The 23,094-nt window shown below is 59.2% G+C and carries 17 protein-coding genes; 11 read left to right on the forward strand and 6 right to left on the reverse strand.

Features of this window, described 5'->3' with window-relative positions:
- Nucleotides 1–571: 571 nt before the first annotated feature.
- Nucleotides 572–1,927, reverse strand: coding sequence for a glycosyltransferase family 4 protein (locus tag ACZYOF_RS02655; RefSeq protein WP_463714709.1), 1,356 nt, complete (start codon nucleotides 1,925–1,927; stop codon nucleotides 572–574).
- 905 nt (nucleotides 1,928–2,832) lie between these two features.
- Here ACZYOF_RS02655 and ACZYOF_RS02660 point away from each other — a divergent pair.
- From ACZYOF_RS02660 to ACZYOF_RS02670, 3 genes are all read left to right on the forward strand, one after another.
- Nucleotides 2,833–3,705 carry a hypothetical protein gene (locus tag ACZYOF_RS02660; protein WP_463714710.1) on the forward strand — a complete coding sequence of 291 codons (873 nt, stop codon included), beginning with the start codon at nucleotides 2,833–2,835 and terminating at the stop codon, nucleotides 3,703–3,705.
- A 65-nt stretch (nucleotides 3,706–3,770) separates the two neighbouring features.
- The gene (locus ACZYOF_RS02665; RefSeq protein ID WP_463714711.1) at nucleotides 3,771–6,227 is read left to right on the forward strand and encodes a glycosyltransferase family 2 protein; all 2,457 of its coding nucleotides are present in this window, start codon (nucleotides 3,771–3,773) and stop codon (nucleotides 6,225–6,227) included.
- On the forward strand, nucleotides 6,224–8,572 hold the full coding sequence (locus ACZYOF_RS02670) for a glycosyltransferase family 2 protein (RefSeq protein WP_463714712.1): 2,349 nt from the start codon (nucleotides 6,224–6,226) through the stop codon (nucleotides 8,570–8,572). The genes ACZYOF_RS02665 and ACZYOF_RS02670 overlap by 4 nt, the downstream gene beginning before the upstream one ends.
- A gap of 136 nt (nucleotides 8,573–8,708) precedes the next feature.
- Here the strand turns inward: ACZYOF_RS02670 and ACZYOF_RS02675 are convergent, their stop codons facing one another.
- The gene (locus ACZYOF_RS02675; protein ID WP_463714713.1) at nucleotides 8,709–9,683 is read right to left on the reverse strand and encodes a Hint domain-containing protein; all 975 of its coding nucleotides are present in this window, start codon (nucleotides 9,681–9,683) and stop codon (nucleotides 8,709–8,711) included.
- 426 nt (nucleotides 9,684–10,109) lie between these two features.
- On the opposite strand from ACZYOF_RS02675, the gene ACZYOF_RS02680 reads away from it, so the two are divergent.
- The 3 genes from ACZYOF_RS02680 to ACZYOF_RS02690 all read left to right on the forward strand — a co-directional run bounded on the left by ACZYOF_RS02680 (nucleotide 10,110) and on the right by ACZYOF_RS02690 (nucleotide 14,591).
- The gene (locus ACZYOF_RS02680; RefSeq protein ID WP_463714731.1) at nucleotides 10,110–10,445 is read left to right on the forward strand and encodes a hypothetical protein; all 336 of its coding nucleotides are present in this window, start codon (nucleotides 10,110–10,112) and stop codon (nucleotides 10,443–10,445) included.
- On the forward strand, nucleotides 10,337–10,891 hold the full coding sequence (locus tag ACZYOF_RS02685) for a helix-turn-helix transcriptional regulator (protein WP_463714714.1): 555 nt from the start codon (nucleotides 10,337–10,339) through the stop codon (nucleotides 10,889–10,891). The genes ACZYOF_RS02680 and ACZYOF_RS02685 overlap by 109 nt, the downstream gene beginning before the upstream one ends.
- Nucleotides 10,892–11,207: 316 nt before the next feature.
- The gene (locus tag ACZYOF_RS02690) at nucleotides 11,208–14,591 is read left to right on the forward strand and encodes a tetratricopeptide repeat protein (RefSeq protein WP_463714715.1); all 3,384 of its coding nucleotides are present in this window, start codon (nucleotides 11,208–11,210) and stop codon (nucleotides 14,589–14,591) included.
- Between the two features lie 8 nt (nucleotides 14,592–14,599).
- Here the strand turns inward: ACZYOF_RS02690 and rfbD are convergent, their stop codons facing one another.
- Nucleotides 14,600–15,514, reverse strand: coding sequence for a dTDP-4-dehydrorhamnose reductase (gene rfbD, locus ACZYOF_RS02695; protein WP_463714716.1), 915 nt, complete (start codon nucleotides 15,512–15,514; stop codon nucleotides 14,600–14,602).
- Nucleotides 15,514–16,068, reverse strand: coding sequence for a dTDP-4-dehydrorhamnose 3,5-epimerase (rfbC, locus tag ACZYOF_RS02700; protein ID WP_463714717.1), 555 nt, complete (start codon nucleotides 16,066–16,068; stop codon nucleotides 15,514–15,516). Before rfbC ends, rfbD begins: the two co-directional genes overlap by 1 nt.
- Before the next feature lie 109 nt (nucleotides 16,069–16,177).
- Between rfbC and rfbA the strand changes: the two genes are divergently transcribed.
- The 5 genes from rfbA to ACZYOF_RS02725 all read left to right on the forward strand — a co-directional run bounded on the left by rfbA (nucleotide 16,178) and on the right by ACZYOF_RS02725 (nucleotide 21,357).
- Nucleotides 16,178–17,053 carry a glucose-1-phosphate thymidylyltransferase RfbA gene (gene rfbA, locus ACZYOF_RS02705; RefSeq protein ID WP_463714718.1) on the forward strand — a complete coding sequence of 292 codons (876 nt, stop codon included), beginning with the start codon at nucleotides 16,178–16,180 and terminating at the stop codon, nucleotides 17,051–17,053.
- Between the two features lie 25 nt (nucleotides 17,054–17,078).
- Nucleotides 17,079–18,149: a dTDP-glucose 4,6-dehydratase gene (gene rfbB / locus ACZYOF_RS02710; RefSeq protein WP_463714719.1), complete on the forward strand. Its 1,071-nt coding sequence runs from the start codon at nucleotides 17,079–17,081 to the stop codon at nucleotides 18,147–18,149.
- A 56-nt stretch (nucleotides 18,150–18,205) separates the two neighbouring features.
- Nucleotides 18,206–19,069: a class I SAM-dependent methyltransferase gene (locus ACZYOF_RS02715; protein ID WP_463714720.1), complete on the forward strand. Its 864-nt coding sequence runs from the start codon at nucleotides 18,206–18,208 to the stop codon at nucleotides 19,067–19,069.
- Between the two features lie 6 nt (nucleotides 19,070–19,075).
- Complete coding sequence (locus tag ACZYOF_RS02720; RefSeq protein WP_282526414.1) at nucleotides 19,076–20,026, forward strand: alginate O-acetyltransferase AlgX-related protein; 951 nt, start codon at nucleotides 19,076–19,078, stop codon at nucleotides 20,024–20,026.
- 407 nt (nucleotides 20,027–20,433) lie between these two features.
- Nucleotides 20,434–21,357, forward strand: coding sequence for a glycoside hydrolase family 99-like domain-containing protein (locus ACZYOF_RS02725; protein ID WP_282526413.1), 924 nt, complete (start codon nucleotides 20,434–20,436; stop codon nucleotides 21,355–21,357).
- Between the two features lie 48 nt (nucleotides 21,358–21,405).
- Here ACZYOF_RS02725 and ACZYOF_RS02730 read toward each other — a convergent pair whose 3' ends face one another.
- The gene (locus ACZYOF_RS02730; RefSeq protein ID WP_282526412.1) at nucleotides 21,406–22,506 is read right to left on the reverse strand and encodes a polysaccharide pyruvyl transferase family protein; all 1,101 of its coding nucleotides are present in this window, start codon (nucleotides 22,504–22,506) and stop codon (nucleotides 21,406–21,408) included.
- 119 nt (nucleotides 22,507–22,625) lie between these two features.
- Nucleotides 22,626–23,069, reverse strand: coding sequence for a hypothetical protein (locus tag ACZYOF_RS02735; protein ID WP_282526424.1), 444 nt, complete (start codon nucleotides 23,067–23,069; stop codon nucleotides 22,626–22,628).
- Nucleotides 23,070–23,094: the final 25 nt, after the last annotated feature.

Below are 23,094 nucleotides of genomic sequence, written 5' to 3' on the forward strand. Positions count from 1 at the left end.
TCCGATACCCAACTCCAGTATGCTGGTCGCGAAGCTCGCAAATCACGTGCCACCAGATCACCGGTGCAGCATTAATTTTGATCTCCGCGATGATTATTTTGCGGGCAGGCCGATCGCACCTAGAGTCCTCTCGTTGCGATCAAAAACGTCGCGGCGCAACGATCGGTGACGAACGCTGCGAGCGCCTCCCTATGCCGGCCACATCATTGTTCTGCTGTTCGTGGAGATATGACCGACGATGTCCACGTCAATTATATGATTTTTCTCATACCATCACGTTGCCGAGAGTAGTCACACTCATCGCGCCTGACTTCGCTGGGTTGTCTGCGCATACGGCGATGTTCGTGGTCGCTCGCGATCGATTGATCGTTCGGGTCCGACATCATCACGCCTGTGTCACCGCGAGGACGAACTTCTCGAAATAGGTGTGCCGTCGATGAGCCAAACGTAGCAACATGCCTGCGACCGCTCTCAACCGTTTCGGACGGCCTGCACAGATAAAGGTCGACGTCGCCATTTTCGACGCATCGGAAAATAGATGTCTTGGATAGAGTCCCGCGTGCCGCGCGGCCTACGAAAGGCCAGCGCCCTCTTCGCCTGACATTCCCAATCCCGCCGCGGCGGACGATTTCCGGGAAGCACGCTTGGTGCCTTTCGACAAGTCTGACGGCGAGCGCCCCGGCCAAAAGTTCCGCGCTGACGGCACCGAGGGCGTCCTCAAATCGAGAAGGCGACGCATTCGCGATATGCAGACCTGCTCTGCGTCATAGTGATCGATGACGAAGCGGCGGGCGGCCTGCCTCATCGACAAGAACTTCGCGGGTTCCTGCAGCGCTTCAATCACGCGTTCGGCGAGCTCATCGACCGCAAAAAATGGAACCAGCAAACCATTCTCGCCGGAACTGATGACTTCGCGCACCGGCTCCGTATCAGACCCAATCACCAAACAACCGGCGCTCATAGCTTCCAGCGCCGACCAGGACAGCACGAAGGGATAAGTCAAATAGACATGTGCCGATGATACCTGGAGCGCTGAAATGAATGTCTGATATGGGACGCCTCCCATGAAATGAACGCGCGACAGATCCAACTGATCGCGGACCTCGTCGAGAAAGATCGACTTCCAGGTCTTGCCGGCCGGCGGAGGAAGTCCATACGATAATCCATCCCTGCCGATGATGACGATCTGCGCGTTGGGCCGCCGCCTGAGGATTTCGGGGAGAGCACGCATGAAGACGTGGTAGCCCCTGAGCGGTTCGAGATTGCGTACGACAAACGTCACAATCTCATCCGACGAACGTACTTCCCGGCCATTCGGCAGCATCAGGCGCGCCCGCGGATCTGGCCGCACGCGCGATGTATCAATTCCTTCATGAATCACTTCGATCTTGCTTTGATAATGCGAGGGAAAGGTCGATTGCTGCCAAGTGGTAGGTGAGATTCCGAGGTCGCAATCTGCCAGCGCCAGCAATGTCGTCGCATTCTTCAACTGCAGTCCGATATGACCATCCAGTCCGGACATCGGAAATTCCGGATCGAATCCGATGTCCCGCCCCTCGGCGCCGTAAAAGAACTCGCAATAGACGAACAATCTTGCCTTGGGGAACATCGTGCGAAGTGGCAGGGTCTCTCCCCATCCCGGGTGGGCCAGAATCAAGTCCGGGGCGAAGCCCGACGCCGCCAAGGTCGAAAGACTGTAAAGCACTTGCTCAGCGCGGCGGCACTCAAGGTCGAATCGCCTGGCGAAAGGATGGGTTCCGGAAACATCTGCTTCGGGGAGCATATATTTAATCAACTTAACCGAAGGCATCGGCTGCGCGCTCGATGCACCGACAGCAACGAGCTCGAAGCCGGGTTCGTTAGCCAACGCAGCCGCCAGATTGCGGTACTGTGCCGGGAAGTTATTGTGAACGAATAAAATCTTCATCGACGATGCTGTCGCCTGTCTGCTTCAAGCAGTACGATCAATCGAGAACGGACTGAAGCTTGCGCGTCGTGTTTATAGCAAGAATTTCCTGCAGCGAACCATCAATCGCTAATCGCCGAACGATAGTTCGGCATTCGCACTATGTGGTGACAAAGTTCCCTATGATTAGAATGCTGCAATTCTGCATCAGCAAAAAGCTTTCGTTCGATCTGACATCTTCCTGCCCCAAAATTCGTCGATTAGTCGCAACTCCATGCAACTTTTGGTTTTGCTTTGGGCATCCAAATGTTGAAACTCAGTGTAGTCTCAGGAATGCAAGGGCAAGCGTGTGGGCAACGCTATGAAATTCAAACGACCTCCTTCCGACTGCCAACCGCAAATCCGGCATCTCGATCTGTGCAGCGCTGAGAACATCGCCGACTCCATCGCACTGCTGAGAGATGAAAACGACAGGCTCCGCCGGATGGTGGCATTATTGAGTGCAGAGACTGAGTACATCCGTCGCTCTCTCTCGTCGTCAGGATCCACTCATTGGCGCTCGTCCTCACGCTTGAGGGCGCTTCCTTGACTTGCCTTTGCTGACGGAGCAGGTGTCTTGCTGTGGATAACCGGCTTGGCGCTTCGGCAAGGCCGAGTTGGCAGTCACATCATTCTCGCCTCAAGCGTCTTGGATGGCTCTCGCCGCTGCCTTTCGGCGCGCCGGAGCACGTCTGGTTGCAACACCCAAGACTGAAAGGCGAAAAATCGTGAACTGCGATCTTTGGTTGCATGGCCTGCTTAGCCACATTTGCCCCGAAGTTTGTTGAGTTCACGATAACAAACATGTCTAACTTTTGGGCGACCACATATGATATGCTCGCTAACCGAAGTAGATTACAATTGTTACGATTTGTTCGGGGGTTTTGATGAGCGACGCTGAGCAGCAGAAAGTGGTGAACCTCGACCGCGGACTGTTCTTCGTGAATTACAGGAGTGCCGAAGACTCCCTCTCTCCACCTCATGTTACGGTCGCGCCGGCGGTAGGCCACGAAAGGCGGATGGAGATCATCCTGCACCCTGATGCGACCGAGCCAACCCTTTGGGAGCCGAATTCCGGCTTGGTGGTCCGAGTCAACACGCCCGGCACTTTGCAGGTCCAAGTCCAGCCCATGCGACTTGGAGGATCGCAAGCCGCCGTGGTTCGCATTGAACCGATCCAATCCGGCCGAGCCCACGTCGTCACGGCGCAAAGCGAAAGCCTGGGCTTGCATGCCAATGCCACGACGGAAGGCCTGAAGGTGCTTGGCCACGTGGCGGGTCGCGGCGACGTCACTGTCGGACCCAACGCATGGATTGCAGGTCCAACGGCACCGTCCCGCGTGGAAGGGGTGGCCCTGGAATGGCCGGAGAAGCCGGTCGGTCTTGATATCCGCTATGCGGTTCAGTTCGCCAACGGTCAGGCCGGGAGCGGCAGAATGGTCCCGCTCGGCGCCTACGCCGGTACACGCGGGCGGGCCCTGCCCATTACGGGCGTGGTCCTGGAAATGAGCGGCACCGACGAATTAGAGTTCGTCGCGGAGGCAGGGTTCTTGAACGCACCGACCTTGCGCGCGGTCGGCAAACGCGTGGTGCTGTCGGGTCCGACCAATCGCGAACCTCTGGTTGGCATTCGCATTGGCATCGAACGGATTGCAGCCGCGGAACAGGTCCCAGCGCCTGCGAAGCCGCGAAAGCCTGCCGGTTCGGGGCGGGTCCGTGTGTTCCGCAGCCGGCCGCGCCAAGAGAGTCCGGTTACCTGAAGCGATCCGGACACTGAGACTTCGGAGCGCCGGCAAGCGACCGCAATCGGTCAGGGCACGGTTAAATGGTTCTCGGCACCGTCATTGACGCCCCAGCGCTCGTCAGACCTCGCTCACATATCGCGCTCGAGCGCCTGGCGGCGCAGGCGCTGACCGCTCAAGACTTTATCACAGCGTTCAAATATGCGGATCGACGCTGCCGTATTGAACCGCCGCCGGCCGCCCATTGCTTCATTCTCCGCGCGGAGGCGAACTGGAAGCTTGGACGCGGCGAAGCGGCGCTCGCCGACCTCACCGAAGCGCTTCTTGTCGACCCTTCCGACGTCGGCGCCAACCGTCGAATGCTTGCCTGGGCCACGGACGATCGGCGGCGGGGCGCGGCTGCCAATCTGATAAGCCGTGACGGCAATCCGGCCATCCTGCGAACTGCCATCGCTGAGCTCCGGCGTGCTGGGGATCGGCACTGGGCCGCCTGCTCGGTGTTTGACAATCACGTGACAGGCTGGGTCGCCTGGACCAAGGCGGCCACAGTCGAAGCGAGCCTTGCGACCGAAGACGGCACGTTAACGAGCCTGCTCGAGCCCAACTCATTTCATCCCTTGGCCAGCAGGGACGTTCAGGCGACCGCCTTTCTCGTTAGGCGGCCACCATCCAGGACCCCTCAGACGCTGACGTTGAAATGCGGTGGCGAGATCTTCCAGATCCGGCGGCTCGCACCCAACCTGTCTCCGCCGGCGCGGGTGCGAGCACACGCGCGTCCCTCCGCTCGGCCAAGGCCTCGCACCTCCGCCCCCACCGTCATCGTTCCCGTCTATCGGGACGTACAGGCAACGATCGACTGCTTTGAAAGCCTCGTTAAGGCAAGAGCTTCGGGTGCGTCGAGAAGCGAGCCGTTCCGCATTCTGGCCGTCGATGATGCCAGCCCCGAGGTGGAGTTGCGGCGCTATCTCCAAGAGCTTGCCGCGGCCGACACGATCGACCTTGTTGTGAACGCGGTAAACCTTGGCTTCGTCGGAGCGATCAATCGTGCGCTGGAGGAGGTGCCGACGGGCGACGTCGTGTTGCTGAACTCCGACACCGTCGCAGCACCCGGCTTTGTTGATCGATTGGCGGCCGTGGCGCGTTCGGCACCCAACATCGGGACGATCACGCCGCTTTCCAACAACGGTGACATCTTTTCGTTCCCGATGCCGAATGACGTCAATCCGATGCCGAGCTATGAGCAAATACTCGAGATCGATCGTATCGCGGGTGTTGCCGACGCCGGCGATGCAATCGACGTGCCAAGCGGCATCGGGTTTTGTCTCTATATCACGCGCGCCTGTCTCGATGCCGTAGGCGGGCTGTCGGAAACGTTTGAGCGCGGCTATCTCGAAGATGTCGACCTCTGCCTTCGCGCGCGCGCCAAGGGCTTTCGCAATGTTTGCGCGCCGTCGGTCTATGTCGGGCATCACGGCTCGAAATCCTTCCAGCACGAGAAGCGAAGCCTGGTGCTTCGCAATCTGGGTGTTCTGGACCAGCGATTCCCGAACCATCGGAACGAATGCCGCGCGTTTGAGACCGCCGATCCGCTACGACCGGCGCGCGCAGCGCTTGAGCGCGCGCTGCCCTGGTCGTCAGAACCATCCGTGCTGATCGTCGGGAATCAACGCTCCTGCGCAGCCATAGCCGAGGAGCGAGCGCGCCACCTCCGCCAGCATGGCGAGCGCGTGGTTCTGCTCTTGCGAGAGCGCGATGTCTTCCATCTCAAGGCCGCGGACGGCACGAGCCCGCAATCGATTCATTTGAAGCTCGGCAGCGAAGCGGACATCGCCGACGCCGCCGAGCTCCTTACACGGCTGCGTGCAAAACGCGTCGACATCGTCGAGCCGAATCCGTTGCTGGAACTGATCAATCTGATGCGGGCACTCAACCTTCCGCTCAATTTCTGGCTGGTGAGAGGAAACCTTGGCGAAGCGGCTGTCTCGCTTCCCGACGGGACGCCCCTCCTTGTTCCCAGCGAAGCGGCCAAGGCTTTTGCCAAGGCTCGTTGGCCCAAACGCAACATCGTCCCCCAGCATTGGCCAACCCGGTCGCTCGACCTGCCGCTGCTTTCCGGCTCGCGGAAATCGCTTGTCATCGTTCCATCTGCGCCCTCGCCCGCATCCTTGCGCGTGATGCAGAGCCTGGCGGATTGCCTGCAACGGCGGGAACCATCCCGATCGATCGTTATCGCTGGCACGACGTGTGACGACGATCGCCTGATGTCGTACCCAAATGTCTTCATAACCGGCGCGGTTGCGGCCGACGAGCTTGGCGATCTTCTGGCACCGCATGATCCGGGCTGGTTGCTCACCGATTTCGAAGAACCAATATTCGGCCATCCGCTGATTGAGACTGCAAAGCAAGCTTTAAGACCTGTCGCATATCGCGACTGGTCGGGCGGATCGCCCAAAGCCCGCATGGGTGACCTTGCCATTCCTGCCAACGTGGACGAGGCAGCACTTGTCGATGCTGTAATCGACTGGGTCGGACAGTCATGAGCATCGCGCGCGTCACCCGCACCGCACCGGCGGCCAAACCGAAACTGATCAGCCGGCTCGCGCTCGCTCACGACAGTACGGTATCGGGCTTCGTGTTCGATCCTGAGGCTCCGGAGCGCCGCTTCACCGTCGATATCCTGCTCGATGGTCTGGTCCTGAGAACGACGTACGCCGATTCCCTCGTCCCGGAGCTCTTTGAGCAAGGACTGGATGGCGCTTACGGATTCGCGGTGACACTCGAACCGGACCTGCTCCAAGCCGCGAGCGTCCTTGAGGCACGCCTCGCCAATCTCGGAACCCCCATCGGCCACCCCATCGACCTGGAGAATGAAAGCACACTTGTCGATCTTCGACCGAGCAGCGAATTGCGCTGGCTCGGTGGTTTGCATTTCGAAGGCTGGATCGACAGCGAAATCGCCGCCACGCTTGAAGCGATCGTCGATGGAGAAACTGTCGCACAGGTCCGCGCGACGGCCTGGACACACATCGGCGACAACGCCAACGGGCAAGGATCTCGCAACGCCCGCGCTTTCGATTTCCACGTCCCGCAGCGCTTCGCCGACGGACGTGTCCATAGGATTGGATTGCGCAAAGACGACGGCGAGCAGGTTCCGGCAACGGCCGTCTTTGTCGCGTTTCCCGATGGCTTTGCCGGAATGATTGACGCGATCGGGGGGCACGGCGCCGAGCGCCTGCGCGGCAAACTGTACGATCAGCTCATTCCGGCCTCGCTTCCCCTCGCCGACTACGCGAATTGGCGTGATCGCTTCCCGTTGCCAGAACCGCAGACGAGCCGGCTTCAACTGGCTGTCGTTATCGCCGGCACCGCCGGAACTCAGCAAACGCTCTCCACCCTGGAAACGCAGAGCCACGAAAACTGGACCGCAGGCGTGATCGACGGTCAGCCGCTTTCCGTCGAAAGCGAGGCCCTCCTGGAGTTTCTCGAAGACGCCGCATCCGATACGCAACACGTCGTCGTCACCATGGCAGGCATGTCGCTCGAACCGAACGCGCTGGCTCGCATCGCAGCCGCATTCGACGCCTATCCGGATGCTACGGCCGTGTACGGCGATCTTGACTTCCTCGCCGACGATGGCCGGCTCTGGCCGCTTGCCTTTCCGGCGTTCGACTACGAGAGAATGCTCGAGCAAGGGTATTGTGCGCACCTGTTCGCGGTCCGCCGAGAAGCGCTGCTTGCCGGGCTTGAGGCTCGTCCCGACAATCTCTATCGGCTTTTCAACTGCCTGCTCGATCATACCGATCCACGACAGGCGAACATCCTACACTTGCCGGGAGCCTTAGCGACGCTGCCGAAACTCAATCGGGTGAATGCCGCCTCTCGGCTTTCCGCCGCGAGCCACATGCATTTGCGGGCGCGCGGCATTGGGGCGGAGGTAAGCCAGCAGCAAGGCAATCTCTTCCCCGCGGTCCGAATCAAGCGACCGATCCCGCACGAGCGGGTGACCGTGATCATCCCGACCCGCGACCGCCTCTCGCTGTTGCGCACCTGCCTCGACAGCATTGCGCCCGCGGTCGAGCGCTGCCGTGCCGATATCCTCGTCGTCGACAACGATAGTGCCGACCACGAGACGATCGATTATTTCGCAGATCTGCGCCGACACGGCATCCGGACTTTGCGGATCGAGGGGTCGTTCAACTTCGCAAGGCTCAACAATCAAGCCGCTGCGATGCTCGACAGTGACGTCTTATGTCTTCTCAACAACGATATCGAGGCAAGCTCGGACGACTGGCTTGAAGAGATGCTGACGCGGCTGGCCGAGCCGGACGTCGGCGCCGTCGGCGCGCTCTTAACCTGGCCCGGTGGCGTTGTGCAGCATGGCGGCGTCGTATTGGGAATGAACTTCGCGGCGACCCACGCATACACCGATAGATTTGGCGATGATCCCGGTTTTGTTGATCAGCTACTGGTAGCTCACGAATGCAGCGCGCTGACGGCGGCCTGCCTCGTGACTCGACGAAACGACTATCTTGCCGTCGGCGGAATGGACGAAGCTCGCTTCGCGGTCGCATTCAACGATGTCGACTATTGTCTCCGCCTGCGCCAAACCGGCAAGCGCATTGTCTTCACGCCTTACGCGAAGCTGGTCCATGCCGAATCCGCCAGCCGGGGCAAGGACGATCGGGCGGACCGCCGAGACCGGTTCGAGCGTGAGCTCAGTCTGCTTCGCGCGCGCTGGGGCGAGTTGCTCAATGACGACCCGACCTACAACCCGCAGCTCTCACGCGATGGAGTCCCCTACAGCGGCCTGGCTTGGCCCCCGGGACCACGCGACCCCAGGTTCAACAATCTTCCGCCTGCACGCGACATACCGCCAGGATTTTAGCGGCAGCGCCGGCCACAGCACCAAGCTCGCCCGAACCGCCGCCCCGATGACGTCGGCGAAAGGATATTGCCCTTTCGCACGGACGGGCGGGACAGCGGCCGGCTTGTCTCGGTCAACCCTGAGGCTTCAACAGATCTTACGCCACCTCGCCAGCAGTTTGGCTGGCGCCGATCGCTTGCACCCGGGCGGCAAGCATAATGCGCGTCTGAACAGGCACCTGACGGTGCGACTTCGCGCGCGGGTACGGCAACTCCCTGATCGATTTACCGTTTGGATAAAGGGCCTCGTGCTCGGCCCAATTGTCGAAATGCAACCGCTCGATGTTGTCGACGAACGTCTCGGCCGGCGTGCTCTCGGCGAGAATCAACGAGTGATCCTCGACCTCCACATGATAATAGGTAAAGGTCGTCGGTACATTGTGCTCACGGACGATAGACGTGCCGTTGACTAGCGCGCCCGCCTGAATCAGAGCACCATCGACGAGGACCGCATGGTCCGGCGAAATCAGGAGATCCCGGGAGGGCACGCCCTCAGCTAGTGCGCCGGCCTTGATGCGGATCGGCAGGACGCGGATCTTGTCGGCGAACCTCGTCGAAACCGTCTGAATGCCGAGCCAGTCGACCGTCGCGACTCCACGATCCTGAGTTAAGACCTGGTCACCGCGTGTCAAAGTCTCGACGGGTACTGCGCCAGCCGGTGTGCCAATCAGAGTACCGGCCATGAAGCAGATGGTCGTATTGCCACTGGTAATGGTCACATCACCGTTATGCCCGTTCAGCTTGCCCGAATACTGGGTGTCGGTCAAAAAAAACGAACGTCCATTGCTGTCCAGGATGATAATCCCGCTGATCGTGTTGCCGTGATCCTGAACGGTCGCTGCGCCAACGAAAGTGTATTTTCCCGTCTCAAGGTCACCCAAATCGGCGCCAATCTTCGCAACCTTGATCTTGTCGCCGGCAAAGATATCGCCGCCGTTCGGATCTTTGACCTTCACGCCGCCCGCCACGTAATCCACAAAATCGGTCTTCGGATTAGCGTCGTCAATTCGGTAGGCCGCCTTACCGCCGTTGGCCAATGCGTAGGCGTAGTGAAACGTCTCGCTAGTCGCCATCGAACCCCTCACTCGGAATGTTATCGATAAGTTAACATTATAAAAACACGTTAGCGTTCCGATAACCTTTGCGCAATCCGGAAAAGGGGCTGTTGAGACGGTTCGGCAAAATATTGCGATAATCTGCAAATTCGCTTATCGATCACCACTGATAATATTAGCTTTGAAAGATTATTGGGGATGATGATTAGATCGTACCGGTGGAAGCCAGCCGGTGATCAGGAAGAAGCGCAGGCATGGCTCGCCACCTATCATCCCATTTATGTAAGTAATAAAGTCCCCCTCCTCGGCCCCGGAGGATCGCAAGAGATTTGGGCCGGTCGAATCTTTGTGCTTAGCCAGACTAGCTGCGCGCATGCCGAGCTTGTCCGAGGCGCAACGGCGGTCTCAGGCCGCGCACTTGATCACTTCGCCCTCCAAGTCGTGATGGGCGGCTTTGTCGAAATGCATCATCATGGAGGCACAGTGACTGCCCGCGCCGGGGATTTGCTTTTGCTGGACCTTCAGGCGCCGGTTCGGCTGATCCGCGGCACCGATAACGGTCCCAGTGCTGACCTGACGCTCTGGATACCGCGAGCAAGCCTGCCAGCGAAGTTCGCCGATCTGACCGGCAGACATGGCGCGCTGGCCAAGGCAGCCGCCCGGGCGCTTCCGTGGTCTCCGCAGCCTTGCAGGCCATGCTTGCACAGGTTGACCTTGTCACTGCCGCAGAGATGGATGAAATCGCGTCGGGCATTGCGTTGCTGGCGGTGCAAATACTGACCTTGGCGGCGAGACGCAATTCAGCCGTTGAGCCTTCGAATTCGCTGCCTCTCGACAGCTTTGTTATCATCAGCCGCTACATTGAGAATCATCTTGCGGCAAAGGACCTGAGCGCCGACAGCCTGGTCAAGACGTTTGGCCTATCCCGCGCCTCTTTGTATCGTCTCTTTGAACCAACTGGCGGTGTTGCATCCTACATCCGCGCACGCCGCCTGGCTCGCGTCCAACAGGAGATCACGGCTGGGGGATTCGGCAACAGACGAATAGCCCCGATCGCCTACCGCTACGGATTTCGCAATATTCCCGCATTCAATCGGGCATTTAAGAGCACGTACGGCCAAACGCCCCGCGAGGCGCTCATGGCGACACGATCAAGCTTACCCTCCTCCGCCGGCTCGTCTCACGCGCCGGGAAAACTTGTGCAATGGCTCTTGGACATTTCGTGACAATCTTGCCGCAATAAATCCGGCCGTTGACAATTTCTCTTTGCAGGACGACGGCTGCGGCAATAGCCGGCGCAACCGATGTCGGTTCATCTACGCCAGCGGATAATGAATGAATTGCATCGCCCTCCACGATTAAGCCGTCTTTTCGATCTGCTTTTAACAAACGATCGTTGTTGTTTTAGCCGCCTGATCCTAGGCATACCCCCGTCGTTTAGCTGATTATCTGTCACTTTTCTGTCATGCTCGATCTTGAAGACCCGTTTCGATTGGTTGATGCGCCCGATCTGTCAATTCAAATGCTGGGGTCACACCCAGCATGAATGACGGACAGCCGGTAAAAATGCTTATCGAGCAAGGCCGGCGAATTCGAGCGACAGGCGATCGCACAGCTTCACTCGCCGCATTCCTCAGGGCGACGGAGAGCGACCCTTCCAACGTCATTGCAACCGTTGAAAGCGGCTATGATCACCTGCACCTGGCACAGATCCCTCAGGCACGCTCCATGTTCGAGCGCTCGCTCGCGCTGGATCCAGATAACAAGCCGGCCTTGATCGGCCTCGGTCATACCCTGCGACATCTGCGGGAGTTCGAAGCTGCCGCGCAATCGTTCCAGCGAGTCCTGCAACTTGAGCCCGGTCATGCCGGTGCCAACGAAGGACTGGGTTATGCACTGAAATCCTTGAGCAGGAACGAGGATGCGCTCGCAGCATTCCAGGCTGCAGCACGCACCAATCCGAGAGACATCAGACCACATATTGAAGTTGCGCGCATGCTGCGCGATCTCGGCCGGACCGAGGAGGCCGTCACCGCGCTGCGTGATATAGTCGCGCAAGATCCCAATAACACTGCCCATCTGTTGACGCTTGCGCGTTTGTTGCGGCAAACCGGCTCGGCAGTCGAAGCACTCGACACTTTCCGAAAACTTGCGGAACTCGATTCTGCCAATCTCGGCTTCAGAATCGAGCTTGGGCATCTTCTTCGCGAAACCGACCTCATCGACGAGGCGAGCAAGGTCCTTGAAAAGGTTCTGCAGGAGGCGCCTCTCAATATCAGCGCGCTGAATGCCCTTGGGTGGACTCATCGCAAGGCAAATTCTCTTGAAGCTGCGCAGGTCTGCTTCGAGAGAATTCTTGAGATCGAACCAACCAATATCGGAGCTTTGCACGCGCTGGGTCTCGTCGAACGGCAGCGTGGCAGCCATGAAAATGCGCTCGTGCTGTTTACCCGCGCGAAGGAAGTGAGCCCAAAGGCCTTCCATATTCGCCTCGAGGTTTGTCACTGCCTTCAGAACGTGAAACGCTTCGGCGATGCCATCGCCGAATTCAGGGAGGTTCTGCGCGAGTGGCCCCGAAGCCGCGAAGCTCATCTTGGCCTCGGTTACGCCATGCGCGATTCCGGCAAGGTCGAGCTGGCACTGGACGCGTTCGACGAAGCCGCCCGCGATGATCCCTCTCACCCAAACGGCTTGATCGAAGCGGGACATACTCTGCTCCGTCTTGGTCGACCAGCCGAGGCCGAGCAGCGGTTTCGCGGCGCGCTCGATCGATCACCAGGCAACGCGGCCGCGTTGGTCGGTCTGAGCTATGCCCTCCGTCGCCTTGGGTGCGCCGGCGAGGCGGAAGAAGCTTTACGTAAAGCTCTTCGCCGGGAGCCGGGCAATCACGGTGCGCGTATCGCGCTGGCGCACCTTTTGGAGGCTGGATACCGCCTGGAAGAAGCCGCTGAGCTTTTGCTGGAACTCATCTCCAGACAGCCGGAGCATGCCGACGGTCTCGCCGCGCTGGGCAATATCCGTCGGCGTCAGGGCGATCGCAAGCAGGCTTTGGCATTTTTCCGCCGGGCTTCGAAGGCGGATCCGGCGAATATATCTCGCCTGACCGACATTGCGATCGAGCTTCGCGACGTCGGGCAGTTTGAAGACGCTGAAATGCTGCTCGATAAAGTTCTCGCTGTCAGTCGGGCCGATGCGCGGGCGTTGCTGCAGCGCGGGCAACTGCTGCGTCGTCAGGAACGCCGATCTGAGGCTCTTGCCGCCTTTTCGGAGTTGCTGAGGCTTGACCCAAACAGTACGCAGGCCATGGTCGAAGCTGCCGCCGAAGAGCGTGCCCTTGGCCGCCCGAATGTCGCCAGACAATGGCTAGAAAAGGCGCTGGATATCGAAGTCGATCACCTCGACGCGCTGCTTGCTCTGGCCGACATCGCCTTGCAGAGTGACGATGCCGATACGGCGCTTGCGCTGTATCGGCGGGCTGGCAAGACGCATCCGACAAGCGTCTGGGCTCGGCTGGGGGAAGCGCGCGCCTGCTTTGAGCTTGGCGAGCGCGATCGGGCGTTCCAAATCGTGACGGAGGCACGCGAGCGCCTTGGTCCTCACCCTGAAATTGCGGGCGTTGAGGTTGAGCTTCTCAGGCATATGCGCGACTGGACCAGGGCCCAGGAAGTGCTCGATGACGCGCTCGCCGAAGCATCGCGGCCGAATTTCTGGTTGTGGTCCCACAAAGTGCAGATTGCAACGATGACGGGCCAGTACGACGCTGCCGCGCGTCTCCTGCAACAGGCGCCGGCATCGGACACGGTCGCTGAGGCCCGCGTGGCCCTGCTCGGCGGACAGCTTGCCGAGGCGCAGTTCCGCTACGAAGAAGCGATTTCGCTTTATCAGCAATCGATCCGTTTGAATTCCGGAGATGCCTGGTCGCACTTCGAGCTCGCCCGCGCCGCCCTCATGAATCTCGACGTCGATGCCGCCCGTGCCGCGCTCGGCGCCTTCCTCCAAGTCAGCCAATCGTCATTGTTGCTGCGGGGGCAGTCGCTCAGCCCATCGCAGAACCATGTCGGCCAGCTGCTCGATGAATTTCTGCTTGATAGTGAGGCTCTGGCGACGCTGCGCCGCATCCGCCTTCGTCCGCTCGATGCACAATTCCAGCCGTTGAGGGAATTGATCAGGCAACACCCCGACTACACGCCCGCAGCGATCATCGCCGCAATCGCGCTGCGCCAGACCGGCCAGTTTCAGCAGGAAGCAACTGTCGATAGCTCCCTGAAGCGTGCCATTCCCTCTACGATCGTGCAGTTCTGGGATGATACGCCCCCGGAGGATGTCCGCGACCTAATGAAGTCATGGCAAGAGCTTCATCCGACGTATCAGTGGACTTGTTTTGACGATCAGAAGGCGGTTGCGTTCCTGAACAAACATTACGGACGCGAGATCGTGGACGCCTATTTCCGCGCGCCATTCCCTGCACAAAAGGCGGACATCTTCCGTCTGGCATTCCTGGTTGCTCGTGGCGGAATCTATGCCGACGCGGACGATCGTTGCCTGGTGCCGGTCGACAGCTTCATTCGGCCCGATGCTACGCTGGTTGTTCATCAGGAAAATTACGGCTCCATCGGCAACAATTTCATCGCGGCAACGCCGGAGCATCCGGTGCTGGCTCGGGCGCTGGAGCTTGCTGCGGCGGCGATGCGCCGCGGTGATCGCGACCTCATTTGGCTATCGACCGGTCCCGGATTGTTGACTCGTGCGTTTGCTCAAGAGTGGGCGGCGCAGCGACCGGTAGGCCTACTCCGAAGAACGCAGGTGATGAACCTCGGAGAGCTGCAGCGCTCCGTCGGAATCCACTGCCCGGTCCGCTACAAGTCGACCGAACTGCACTGGAGCCGATCGGCCTTCGCAAAGAAAGCCCTCCGCCGACGAGGCTAAATCCGTCGTCAGCGGCTCGCCGGTGCTTGCTGCATGGCGGCGAACTCCTCGAGCTCCGCTGTCAAGGCATCCTGCCAGGCCGGCGTGGTCATTCCAAACTGATTTTTCAGCCGCGACAAATCGAGCCGAGAATTACCAGGCCGCTTGGCCTTGGTCGGAAAATCGGCGGCCGCGATCGGAACGATAGACTCTACGGCGAGCTCCACACCGCGCGACTTCAGGCCGGCGACGATGGCGCTCGCGAAGCCATGCCAACTGGTCTCGCCGGCGCAGACAAGGTTAACCACGCCGCTGTTGCGCACAAGCAGCGCGTTCAAGTCCGAAAGGTTTGGCGGCACGATGCCGGCGATCGCGTCGGCAATCGCGCTCGCCGACGTCGGGGCGCCGATCTGGTCGGCGACGATGCGCAGCTCTTTGCGCTCGCCGGCCAGCCGCGCGATCGTACGCAGGAAGTTGGCTCCCTTGGCGGCATAGACCCAGGACGTGCGTGCGATCAGATGCGGCCCGCCGGCCGACTCGATCGCCGCGTCGCCGGCCAGCTTGCTGGCGCCATAGACTGAGAGCGGGTTCGTGGGACTGTCCTCGCGCCACGGCTTGTCGCCGGAGCCGTCGAAGACATAGTCGGTGGAGAAATGGATCAGCGGCACGCGATGCTGTGCCGCCCATTTCGCGATCATCTCCGGCGCCTTGGCGTTGACGAGGAAAGCGAGTTCGCGTTCGTCTTCGGCGCGATCCACCGCGGTATAGGCGGCAGGGTTGATGATGAGATCTGGTCGGAAATTGTCGAGCCTCTCAGCGAGCGTCTCGGGCTTCGACAGGTCGAACTCTTCGCGCGACGGCCCGATAATTGTGCCGTGGTTTGCCAGCAGTGGCCGCAATGCGCCGCCCACCTGGCCATGGGTACCCGTCAACAAGATCCGCATCAGATTTGCCCATAGGCTGGAAGGTTTTTCACGTCGGCTAACAGCGGTGCCACGGCGTCCTTGGCCGACAAAGACGGCTTTTCGACGCCCCAGTCGATGCCGATCGCAGGATCGTCCCAGCGGATCGAGACCTCATCCTTGGGACTATAAAGATCGTCGCATTTGTAGAAAAAGTCGGCGGTTTCGGAGAGAACGACGAAGCCGTGCGCGAAGCCACGGGGGACCCAGAGCTGCCGCCTGTTCTCTTCGCTCAATTCGACGGCAACATGGCGTCCAAAATTCGGGCTGCCGACCCGCACGTCGACGGCAACATCCAGCACCCTGCCGCGCAGCGCGGTGACCAGTTTTCCCTGCGTGACCGGATTCTGCAGATGCAGCCCGCGCAGCACGCCAAAGCTCGAGCGTGACATGTTGTCCTGCACGAAAGGCCGCGCGATCCCGTGCTCGGCGTAACGGAAGGACTGATAAGTTTCGAGGAAAAAGCCGCGCTGATCGCCGAGCAGCTTGGGTTCGATGATGAGGACTTCGGGAAGTTCGGTCTGGATGACATTCATTTTACAACACTTCGAAATTGCTGGCTCACGATGCTATCACTGCATTGATAACAACCTTGTGCACCTCACATTATATGTTATGTTTTGTGATAGCAAAACGTGAGGGGCTATGAAGGGCATTATCCTCGCCGGCGGGACGGGCTCACGCCTTTACCCAGTGACGACGGTCGTATCAAAGCAGCTTCTGCCCGTTTTCGACAAGCCGATGATCTATTATCCGCTGTCGACGCTGATGTTGGGCGGAATTCGGGACATTTTGATCATTTCGACGCCGCAAGACAAGCCGCTGTTTCAGCGGCTGCTCGGGGACGGCAGCGAGATCGGCTTGCGCTTTTCCTATGCCACGCAGGAGACGCCGCGCGGGCTTGCCGACGCCTTCATCGTGGGCCGCGGCTTCATCGGCTCGGACTCGGTCGCGCTTGTGTTAGGCGATAACATTTTCTACGGGCATGGGTTGCCGGAGATGCTCTCCGCCGCTTCCTCCCGCAAGGAGGGCGCGACCGTGTTCGGCTACGTCGTCAATACGCCTGAGCAATATGGGGTCGTCGAACTCGATCACACCGGCCGCGCGCTCTCGATCGAAGAGAAGCCGAAACTGCCAAAGTCCAACGTAGCCGTCACCGGGCTATACTTTTATGACAACGACGTCGTCGAGATCGCGGCTCGGATCAAGCCGTCGGCCCGCGGCGAGATCGAGATCACCGACGTCAATAACGCCTATCTCGAGCGCGGCGATCTCTATGTCGAGGTGCTCGGCCGCGGCTTTGCCTGGCTCGATACCGGCACGCATTCCTCGCTGGTCGAGGCCAGCCATTTCGTCCAGATCCTTGAGCAGCGCCAGGGCTTGCGCATCGCCTGCCCCGAAGAGATCGCGCTGCGGCAGGGCTACATCTCGCTTCAAGCGTTCGAGAAGGTGGCCGAGAAGACCGCGAAAAGCAGCTACGGCGAGTATCTGAAGTCCGTTGCCCGCTCGTATCAGGGCTGATTCCACTGCATGGAGGCGATAGATCATGCGCTTTAAGGGCTCGACTATTTTTGTCACCGGCGGCGCCGGCTTCATTGGTTCAGCCGTGGTGCGTCATCTCCTGCGCGACAGTCACGCCCGCGTGGTCAACATCGACAAGCTCACCTATGCCGCCAATCTCGACTCGCTGCCGGCAGCGAAAGAGAACCTGAACTACGCCTTCGAGAAGCAATGCATTTGCGATGGCGCCGGGCTGCGCCGCCTGTTCGAGAAATACCAGCCCGACGCGGTCCTGAACCTCGCCGCCGAGAGCCATGTCGACCGCTCGATCGATGGTCCCGGCGAATTCATCCAGACCAACATCGTCGGCACCTTCACCATCCTGCAGGAAACACTACGCCACTGGCGCACGCTCTCGCCCGAAAAGCGCGGGCAATTCCGCTTCCTGCATATCTCGACCGACGAGGTGTTCGGCTCGCTCGGCGATGACGGCTTCTTCACAGAGACGACGGCCTATGCGCCAAACTCGCCCTACTCCGCGAGCAAGGCTTCCTCCGACCATCTGGTGCGCGCCTGGCGCGAGACCTACGAACTGCCGACGCTGGTCACCAACTGCTCGAACAATTACGGCCCCTATCACTTCCCGGAAAAGCTGATTCCGCACATGATCATCAAGGGTTTGGCCGGCGAGCCCCTGCCCGTCTACGGCGACGGAAAGAACATCCGCGACTGGCTCTATGTCGAGGACCATGCGAAGGCACTCACGCTGGTGCTCGAGCGCGGCGCGGTCGGCGAGACCTACAATGTCGGCGGCCGCAACGAGCGCACCAACCTGCATGTGGTCGAAACCATCTGCGATCTCCTCGACGAGATCGCACCGCGCGCACAAGGCGCCCGCCGCCGCGACCTGATCACCTTCGTCGCCGACCGTCCCGGCCACGACCGCCGCTACGCCATCGACGCCTCAAAGCTCGAGCGCGAGCTCGGCTGGCGCGCCGAAGAGAACTTTGAGAGCGGGATCGCCAAGACCGTGCAGTGGTACGTCGATGAACAGCCGTGGTGGCGGGATATCTTGGCGCGGGGATATCAAGCCAAGCGGGTCGGACTCACCCAGTAGGCCGGAGCGAGGCGGTTTTCCGCCTCAAGACCGGCGTTCACTCAATCGAGGAAGAGATGCACAGCACCGAGATCAACAAGATATACGAGACCTATGCACCTCTTACCGATCAGGAATGGCGGTCCGATCTGGTCAGGAGCGTCAAGGAGCCTTCGATACGGGGCATTGCCTTTCCCTCATTTCCGTCAGCGGACCTGCAGCGCCATCTGCAAGGAAACTCCAATGAAATGGCGATCAGAGGCGCGCTCAGCTTTCGCGACCACTGCGTCGGCGTCTTGAACGCCAATGGCGCCTCCCTCTCCAAGGACAGCATCCTGATCGACTTCGGAACCGGCTGGGGCCGCATCGCGCGCGCTTTCATGAAGGACGTGCCTGCGGCGAATATCTATGCAGTTGAACCGTTCGACTTCATCGTCGAAGCGCGCAAGGCGAACAGCTATATCAGCTTCGTCAAAACCGATCCGTTGCCGCCGCTCCCGTTCCGTGACGGATTCGCGACCCACTTCGTCACGTGGTCGACCTTTTCACACTTTAACCAGCACTATTTCGATCGGTGGATTTCCGAGATTGCCCGCATTCTCAGACCAGGTGGCGTTTGCTTCATAACGACTCTCGGCGTTCGGTTCTTGGAGGATCTGAAGGAAGCACACCGAAAGAAGATCGATGGTCAAGAGATACACTTCTGGATTGATCTCATTCTAAAGCGGCTCCCCTATAACGCGATCGACACTGCAATAGCGGAAGTGAGGTCCGGAAAGTTCTTTTGGCTGCCCTCGGATTCAGTTGCGCGCAGCGAGTTTGCAGAATGCTTCGTGACGGACAAATATATCTCCGACAAGTTCTCGGATCTATTCGCCGTCATCGACTATGCTGATCGCGGACAGTTGGCGCAGGATTGCATGGCACTGAGACGAAAGTAGGCTGTTGTGCCGCAGCTCTCAAAAGACGTTTTCGAGGGAGACGACGGCCATCTCTTCCTGGTTGGTGGCAGCAACGACGTCGCGCGTCTTTTCTCCGAATCCGACCACAATCTCCAATCGATCTGTTCTGCATGGAAGGCTCTTCTGGCTGACAGGAAGAGAACGGCCGCGGATAAAGGAGTCAAATACCTTCACTGCTTCGTTCCGGACAAGCTCTCGATACTCAGGACGAAGGCGCTCGCCATCACCTCTCAAATGAGATTTCCGGCCGAAATCCTGGAAGGGAGCAACGATGCCGAGTTGCGCGGGATCTTGGTGCCGTTGACCGGGTATCTCAGAAAGCAGGCAGGCAACCACGAAGTATTTCATCGAACCGATACTCATTGGACGGTGGAAGGCTGCTTCAGCGCCTATCAGATGCTGTGCTCTTACATGGGAATACCGCAAAAGGAAGATCTGATCATGCGAAACGCGCCAGCCCGCGAGGGCAGCTGGGATCTGGGCTCCAAGTTGACGCCCCAGCGGTTCGAGACGATGCGGTTCGGACGTTTTGGCATCGGCGCATCCCGGGTCGAGGCCAACGATATCGTGACCGCGCGCGAAACGGGCCGAGTGCCGAACGATCTGTCACTGCACGTCGGATCGATCGTCGAATATCGCAATGAACGGCCGCCTCTGGCGAAAGTACGGCTTCTCGTGTTCGGCGATTCTTTTTTTGAGTATCGGCCTCATATGCTCACCGGAATGTTTGCCGAGACTGTCGATGCCGTAATGTTTGTCTGGTCGGCCGCCATCGACTGGAAATTGGTCGACGAATTCAAGCCGGATATTCTACTGACGGAGATTGCGGAGCGATTTGTTCGCGTTGTACCAAAGGATGACATCGATATCAGGCGCCATGCGACCAACAAACTTCAGTCTGTGTTGTGTTCGCACTCCGAACAGAGATCCTCATAACCGGACACGTGAACCGCGCAGCCTCCGAGCGTGGAACAAACTTCGGCGATGCGAGTTCCTGCCCCTCATGTCCTGCGAGGCGTGTGCAGCTGGTTGTTGAATGACCAGAACCCGCATATACGTCTCGAAGGCGAATGAATGGCCTCCCGCTCTTGTCGGAACTGCAAATGTCAGCCATCTCGTACCTATCAACGCGTCGGACTCTCCTGCGAGGGCTTCTCGCCACGCTGCTGCTTCCCAGGCGGAGTCACGCAAGAACTCGATGCCCGATCTTCGGAGCCATAAGGTGGGACGCGCAATACTGCAACACAAAGGGCGAACCTTGTTATGAAGAAGAAAAAGCTCTGAGCCCCCAACGCTGGCAGTTTCGTGCGCCGCTCCATAGCCGTCTCACTGATTCCAAAACGTTGCAATTCAACGCTACCACAGACTCGTTCGACCACGAGATACGGGTCGCTCACGAGGCAGGTCTCGGCTACTGGGCATATCTGGCGTACGGCAGCGATGGCAAACTGGACCTCGCACACTCGATGATGCAGGGGCTGAATTACCATCGTCAAAGCGGTATCGCCGATCAGATGAACTATTGCCTGATAGCGACCGTGGACACGCTAGGTCGGGCCAACGGATTCGACGAAGCGACACAGCGTATTTGCGATCTCTTTTCGGACCACAACTACCAGAGAACGCAGGACGGCAGACCGGTTCTGTTCCTCTATTACCTCGATGCCCTATTGCCGTCATACTGGAACGGTTCGCCCGCCGCGCTCGGGAAATCGCTGTCTCACCTGCGAAACCAGGCAACTTCTTCGGGCAGTCGAAATCCGTACATCGTACTTCTGCACACACCGCCTGCTGCAGCTGAAGCGGTGCGAAAGCAGATAGGCGCCGATGCCATTTCGACCTATGGGATAAATTTCGGGCCAAACCGATCTGGCAGTTATCCCGAGCTCCAACGGCACGTAGAACAATATTGGGAAGATGAGTTGGCTCGCACTTCGAGCGGCGTGGTGCCGACCGTCATGGTCGGCTGGGATTCGCGGCCGCGAAAGGAGAACCCTCCCGCTTATGACAAACGAGATTACACGCGCATCGACAAGGGCGCGCATGCAGAGATCGCAACCCCTAGCGAGTTCGCTTTCGCCTGCCGACAGGCGGCGCGCTTCATGTCAAAGCACCCGGATCGTTGCCCCTACCAGATTGCGCTGATCTATTCCTGGAATGAATACAGCGAAGGTGGAGCACTGGCCCCGACCTTGGGGGATCCGTCCGCCTCGATGTTGAGAACTGCGAGCGAGGTTCTGAAGACCTGTCACGCGGGCGAGAACTGAACACCGCACACGGCTCCAGGTCCACGATGCGCACTCACCCGCGATCAGCTACGGCTTTACAACCAGATTATTCGACAGCAAGAACTTGCAATATGCCGGGTAAAGCGTCGCATAGCGCTCATGGAGCGTCTGGGCGTCAACTAGATCATAGAGCCGACCGACGTTGATGCCATCCAGATCAACAATGCTCACAAATGGCATGCCCAGGAACCGGCACATATCCTCGGTCCTCGTATCGTGACAGATGACGATGGCGGGAACACCGCGTTGCAAGGCCACCATGCAGCCATGAAAGCGGCTACCGAAGACAAAATCGTAGGTCTGGATCTTATCCAGCCACTCATTCACGTCGAAGAAAGCGTGCACGTGATCTGTAGCCCAGCTGCGCACCTCGCTTTCGGGCGCGACGTTTGCCAGGAACGCTGACATTTCTTTCAGCGATTCCTCGACCGCCTTCGCTTGCTTGTCCGCCAATCTGATCTCGGACTGTTCGCTTTGGGCGATGAAATCCGCTTTCCAGATCATTCCCGTGCTGTAAATCTCCTGCACGAGCCGGCGCATCTTCTCCTTGTCGAAGGAATGAACGACTACGTCTCGCGACGCATTGATCGAGAGGCGCTTGATTTCGCCAAACGGTCGTCGATTGATCCTCATGCCGTCGGGTCCTCCCATGTAATAGGAAGGACAGCCGGTCACGGTTACATTAAGCACACCGCGATTTGCCAAGACGTCTCGCGTGTAGGGACCGCGAACGCCGATGCTGACGGCCCGCTCAGCAATGACCTTCACGAACCGCTCAGTGCCGGGCATCAAGCTCATGTTGGGATCATAATTGTTCGACTGAGCTCCCAAACCAACGATTGCTACCGGCAAGTCCGCTCGCTCAATATAGTCCGCCATGCCTCCAAAATCGAACTTCGGAAACAAGAAGTTGGCTGCCGCCACGACAATCATGTCGAAGCGCTCATGCACCTCCTTGGGATTGATCCGATGATCCCAGGAGATATCGTCGTATACAATTCGATCAAGCAAGCCATGGGCAATTAGCTGGTTGCCAGTGTTGCCGCCGGTCTTCGCCAGTTTTGAAAGCGGATCCTCGCCAGCCTCCGCGGATATCCTTGGCGTTGCCCCCAACAAGAAAATGTTCACAGCTTTCCTCCGGCGGTAATAATAGCCATAAACTGGTGTGTAGCCGAATTATTCCCGCGCATATCGTTCCTTATTGTCGTCATCCAAATAGATCTGCCCCCGTAACAGCCACTGCCATCCTACCTCCCCTTTATGGCCGATTTCCATTGGGCTGCGTCGGCTTCGTACTCGGCTGCAGGCGACCGACCTTCTCCGCCGCCGACCGATAGAAAATGTGCTTCCGCCGACCTTACGCGGCCCTCCTTCACGGCCGCCGCGACGTCGGGATATTTGCCGAGATACCACTCGGCATCCACTGCTGGACCGCCGCCTCGGCGGCCTTCGAAGTAGCCAAAGCCAATATAGTGCATGTGGGCACTTTCGAGCTCTCCACGAGCGACTGCTCCTGCAACATCGGGGTTCTCCCGCAGATAGCCATCTTCATCGAACTCAGCGGCCGCAACCGCAATTTGCAGCAACAGCTTCAACAGTCCCGCCGGCACTCCGATCGCACCGGGCCCGTCGAGCGCGGATTTGTCGAGGTTGAGCGTATTCATCAACGATTGAGCAGAAGGCACGAACATCAAGTTACCCCCAGAAAGTCCCTAA

The organism is Bradyrhizobium sp. LeoA1Lang, assembly GCF_055413685.1.

Excerpts from the sequence above, each read along its gene's own strand:
- ACZYOF_RS02715 (WP_463714720.1), top strand. The coding sequence starts at position 18,206 with ATGCACAGCACCGAGATCAACAAGATATACGAGACCTATGCACCTCTT.
- ACZYOF_RS02660 (WP_463714710.1), top strand. The coding sequence starts at position 2,833 with ATGAGCGACGCTGAGCAGCAGAAAGTGGTGAACCTCGACCGCGGACTG.
- ACZYOF_RS02670 (WP_463714712.1), top strand. The coding sequence starts at position 6,224 with ATGAGCATCGCGCGCGTCACCCGCACCGCACCGGCGGCCAAACCGAAA.
- rfbC (WP_463714717.1), bottom strand. The coding sequence starts at position 16,068 with ATGAATGTCATCCAGACCGAACTTCCCGAAGTCCTCATCATCGAACCC.
- rfbB (WP_463714719.1), top strand. The coding sequence starts at position 17,079 with ATGCGCTTTAAGGGCTCGACTATTTTTGTCACCGGCGGCGCCGGCTTC.
- ACZYOF_RS02665 (WP_463714711.1), top strand. The coding sequence starts at position 3,771 with ATGGTTCTCGGCACCGTCATTGACGCCCCAGCGCTCGTCAGACCTCGC.
- ACZYOF_RS02690 (WP_463714715.1), top strand. The coding sequence starts at position 11,208 with ATGAATGACGGACAGCCGGTAAAAATGCTTATCGAGCAAGGCCGGCGA.
- ACZYOF_RS02680 (WP_463714731.1), top strand. The coding sequence starts at position 10,110 with ATGGGCGGCTTTGTCGAAATGCATCATCATGGAGGCACAGTGACTGCC.
- rfbD (WP_463714716.1), bottom strand. The coding sequence starts at position 15,514 with ATGCGGATCTTGTTGACGGGTACCCATGGCCAGGTGGGCGGCGCATTG.
- ACZYOF_RS02655 (WP_463714709.1), bottom strand. The coding sequence starts at position 1,927 with ATGAAGATTTTATTCGTTCACAATAACTTCCCGGCACAGTACCGCAAT.
- rfbA (WP_463714718.1), top strand. The coding sequence starts at position 16,178 with ATGAAGGGCATTATCCTCGCCGGCGGGACGGGCTCACGCCTTTACCCA.
- ACZYOF_RS02675 (WP_463714713.1), bottom strand. The coding sequence starts at position 9,683 with ATGGCGACTAGCGAGACGTTTCACTACGCCTACGCATTGGCCAACGGC.
- ACZYOF_RS02735 (WP_282526424.1), bottom strand. The coding sequence starts at position 23,069 with ATGTTCGTGCCTTCTGCTCAATCGTTGATGAATACGCTCAACCTCGAC.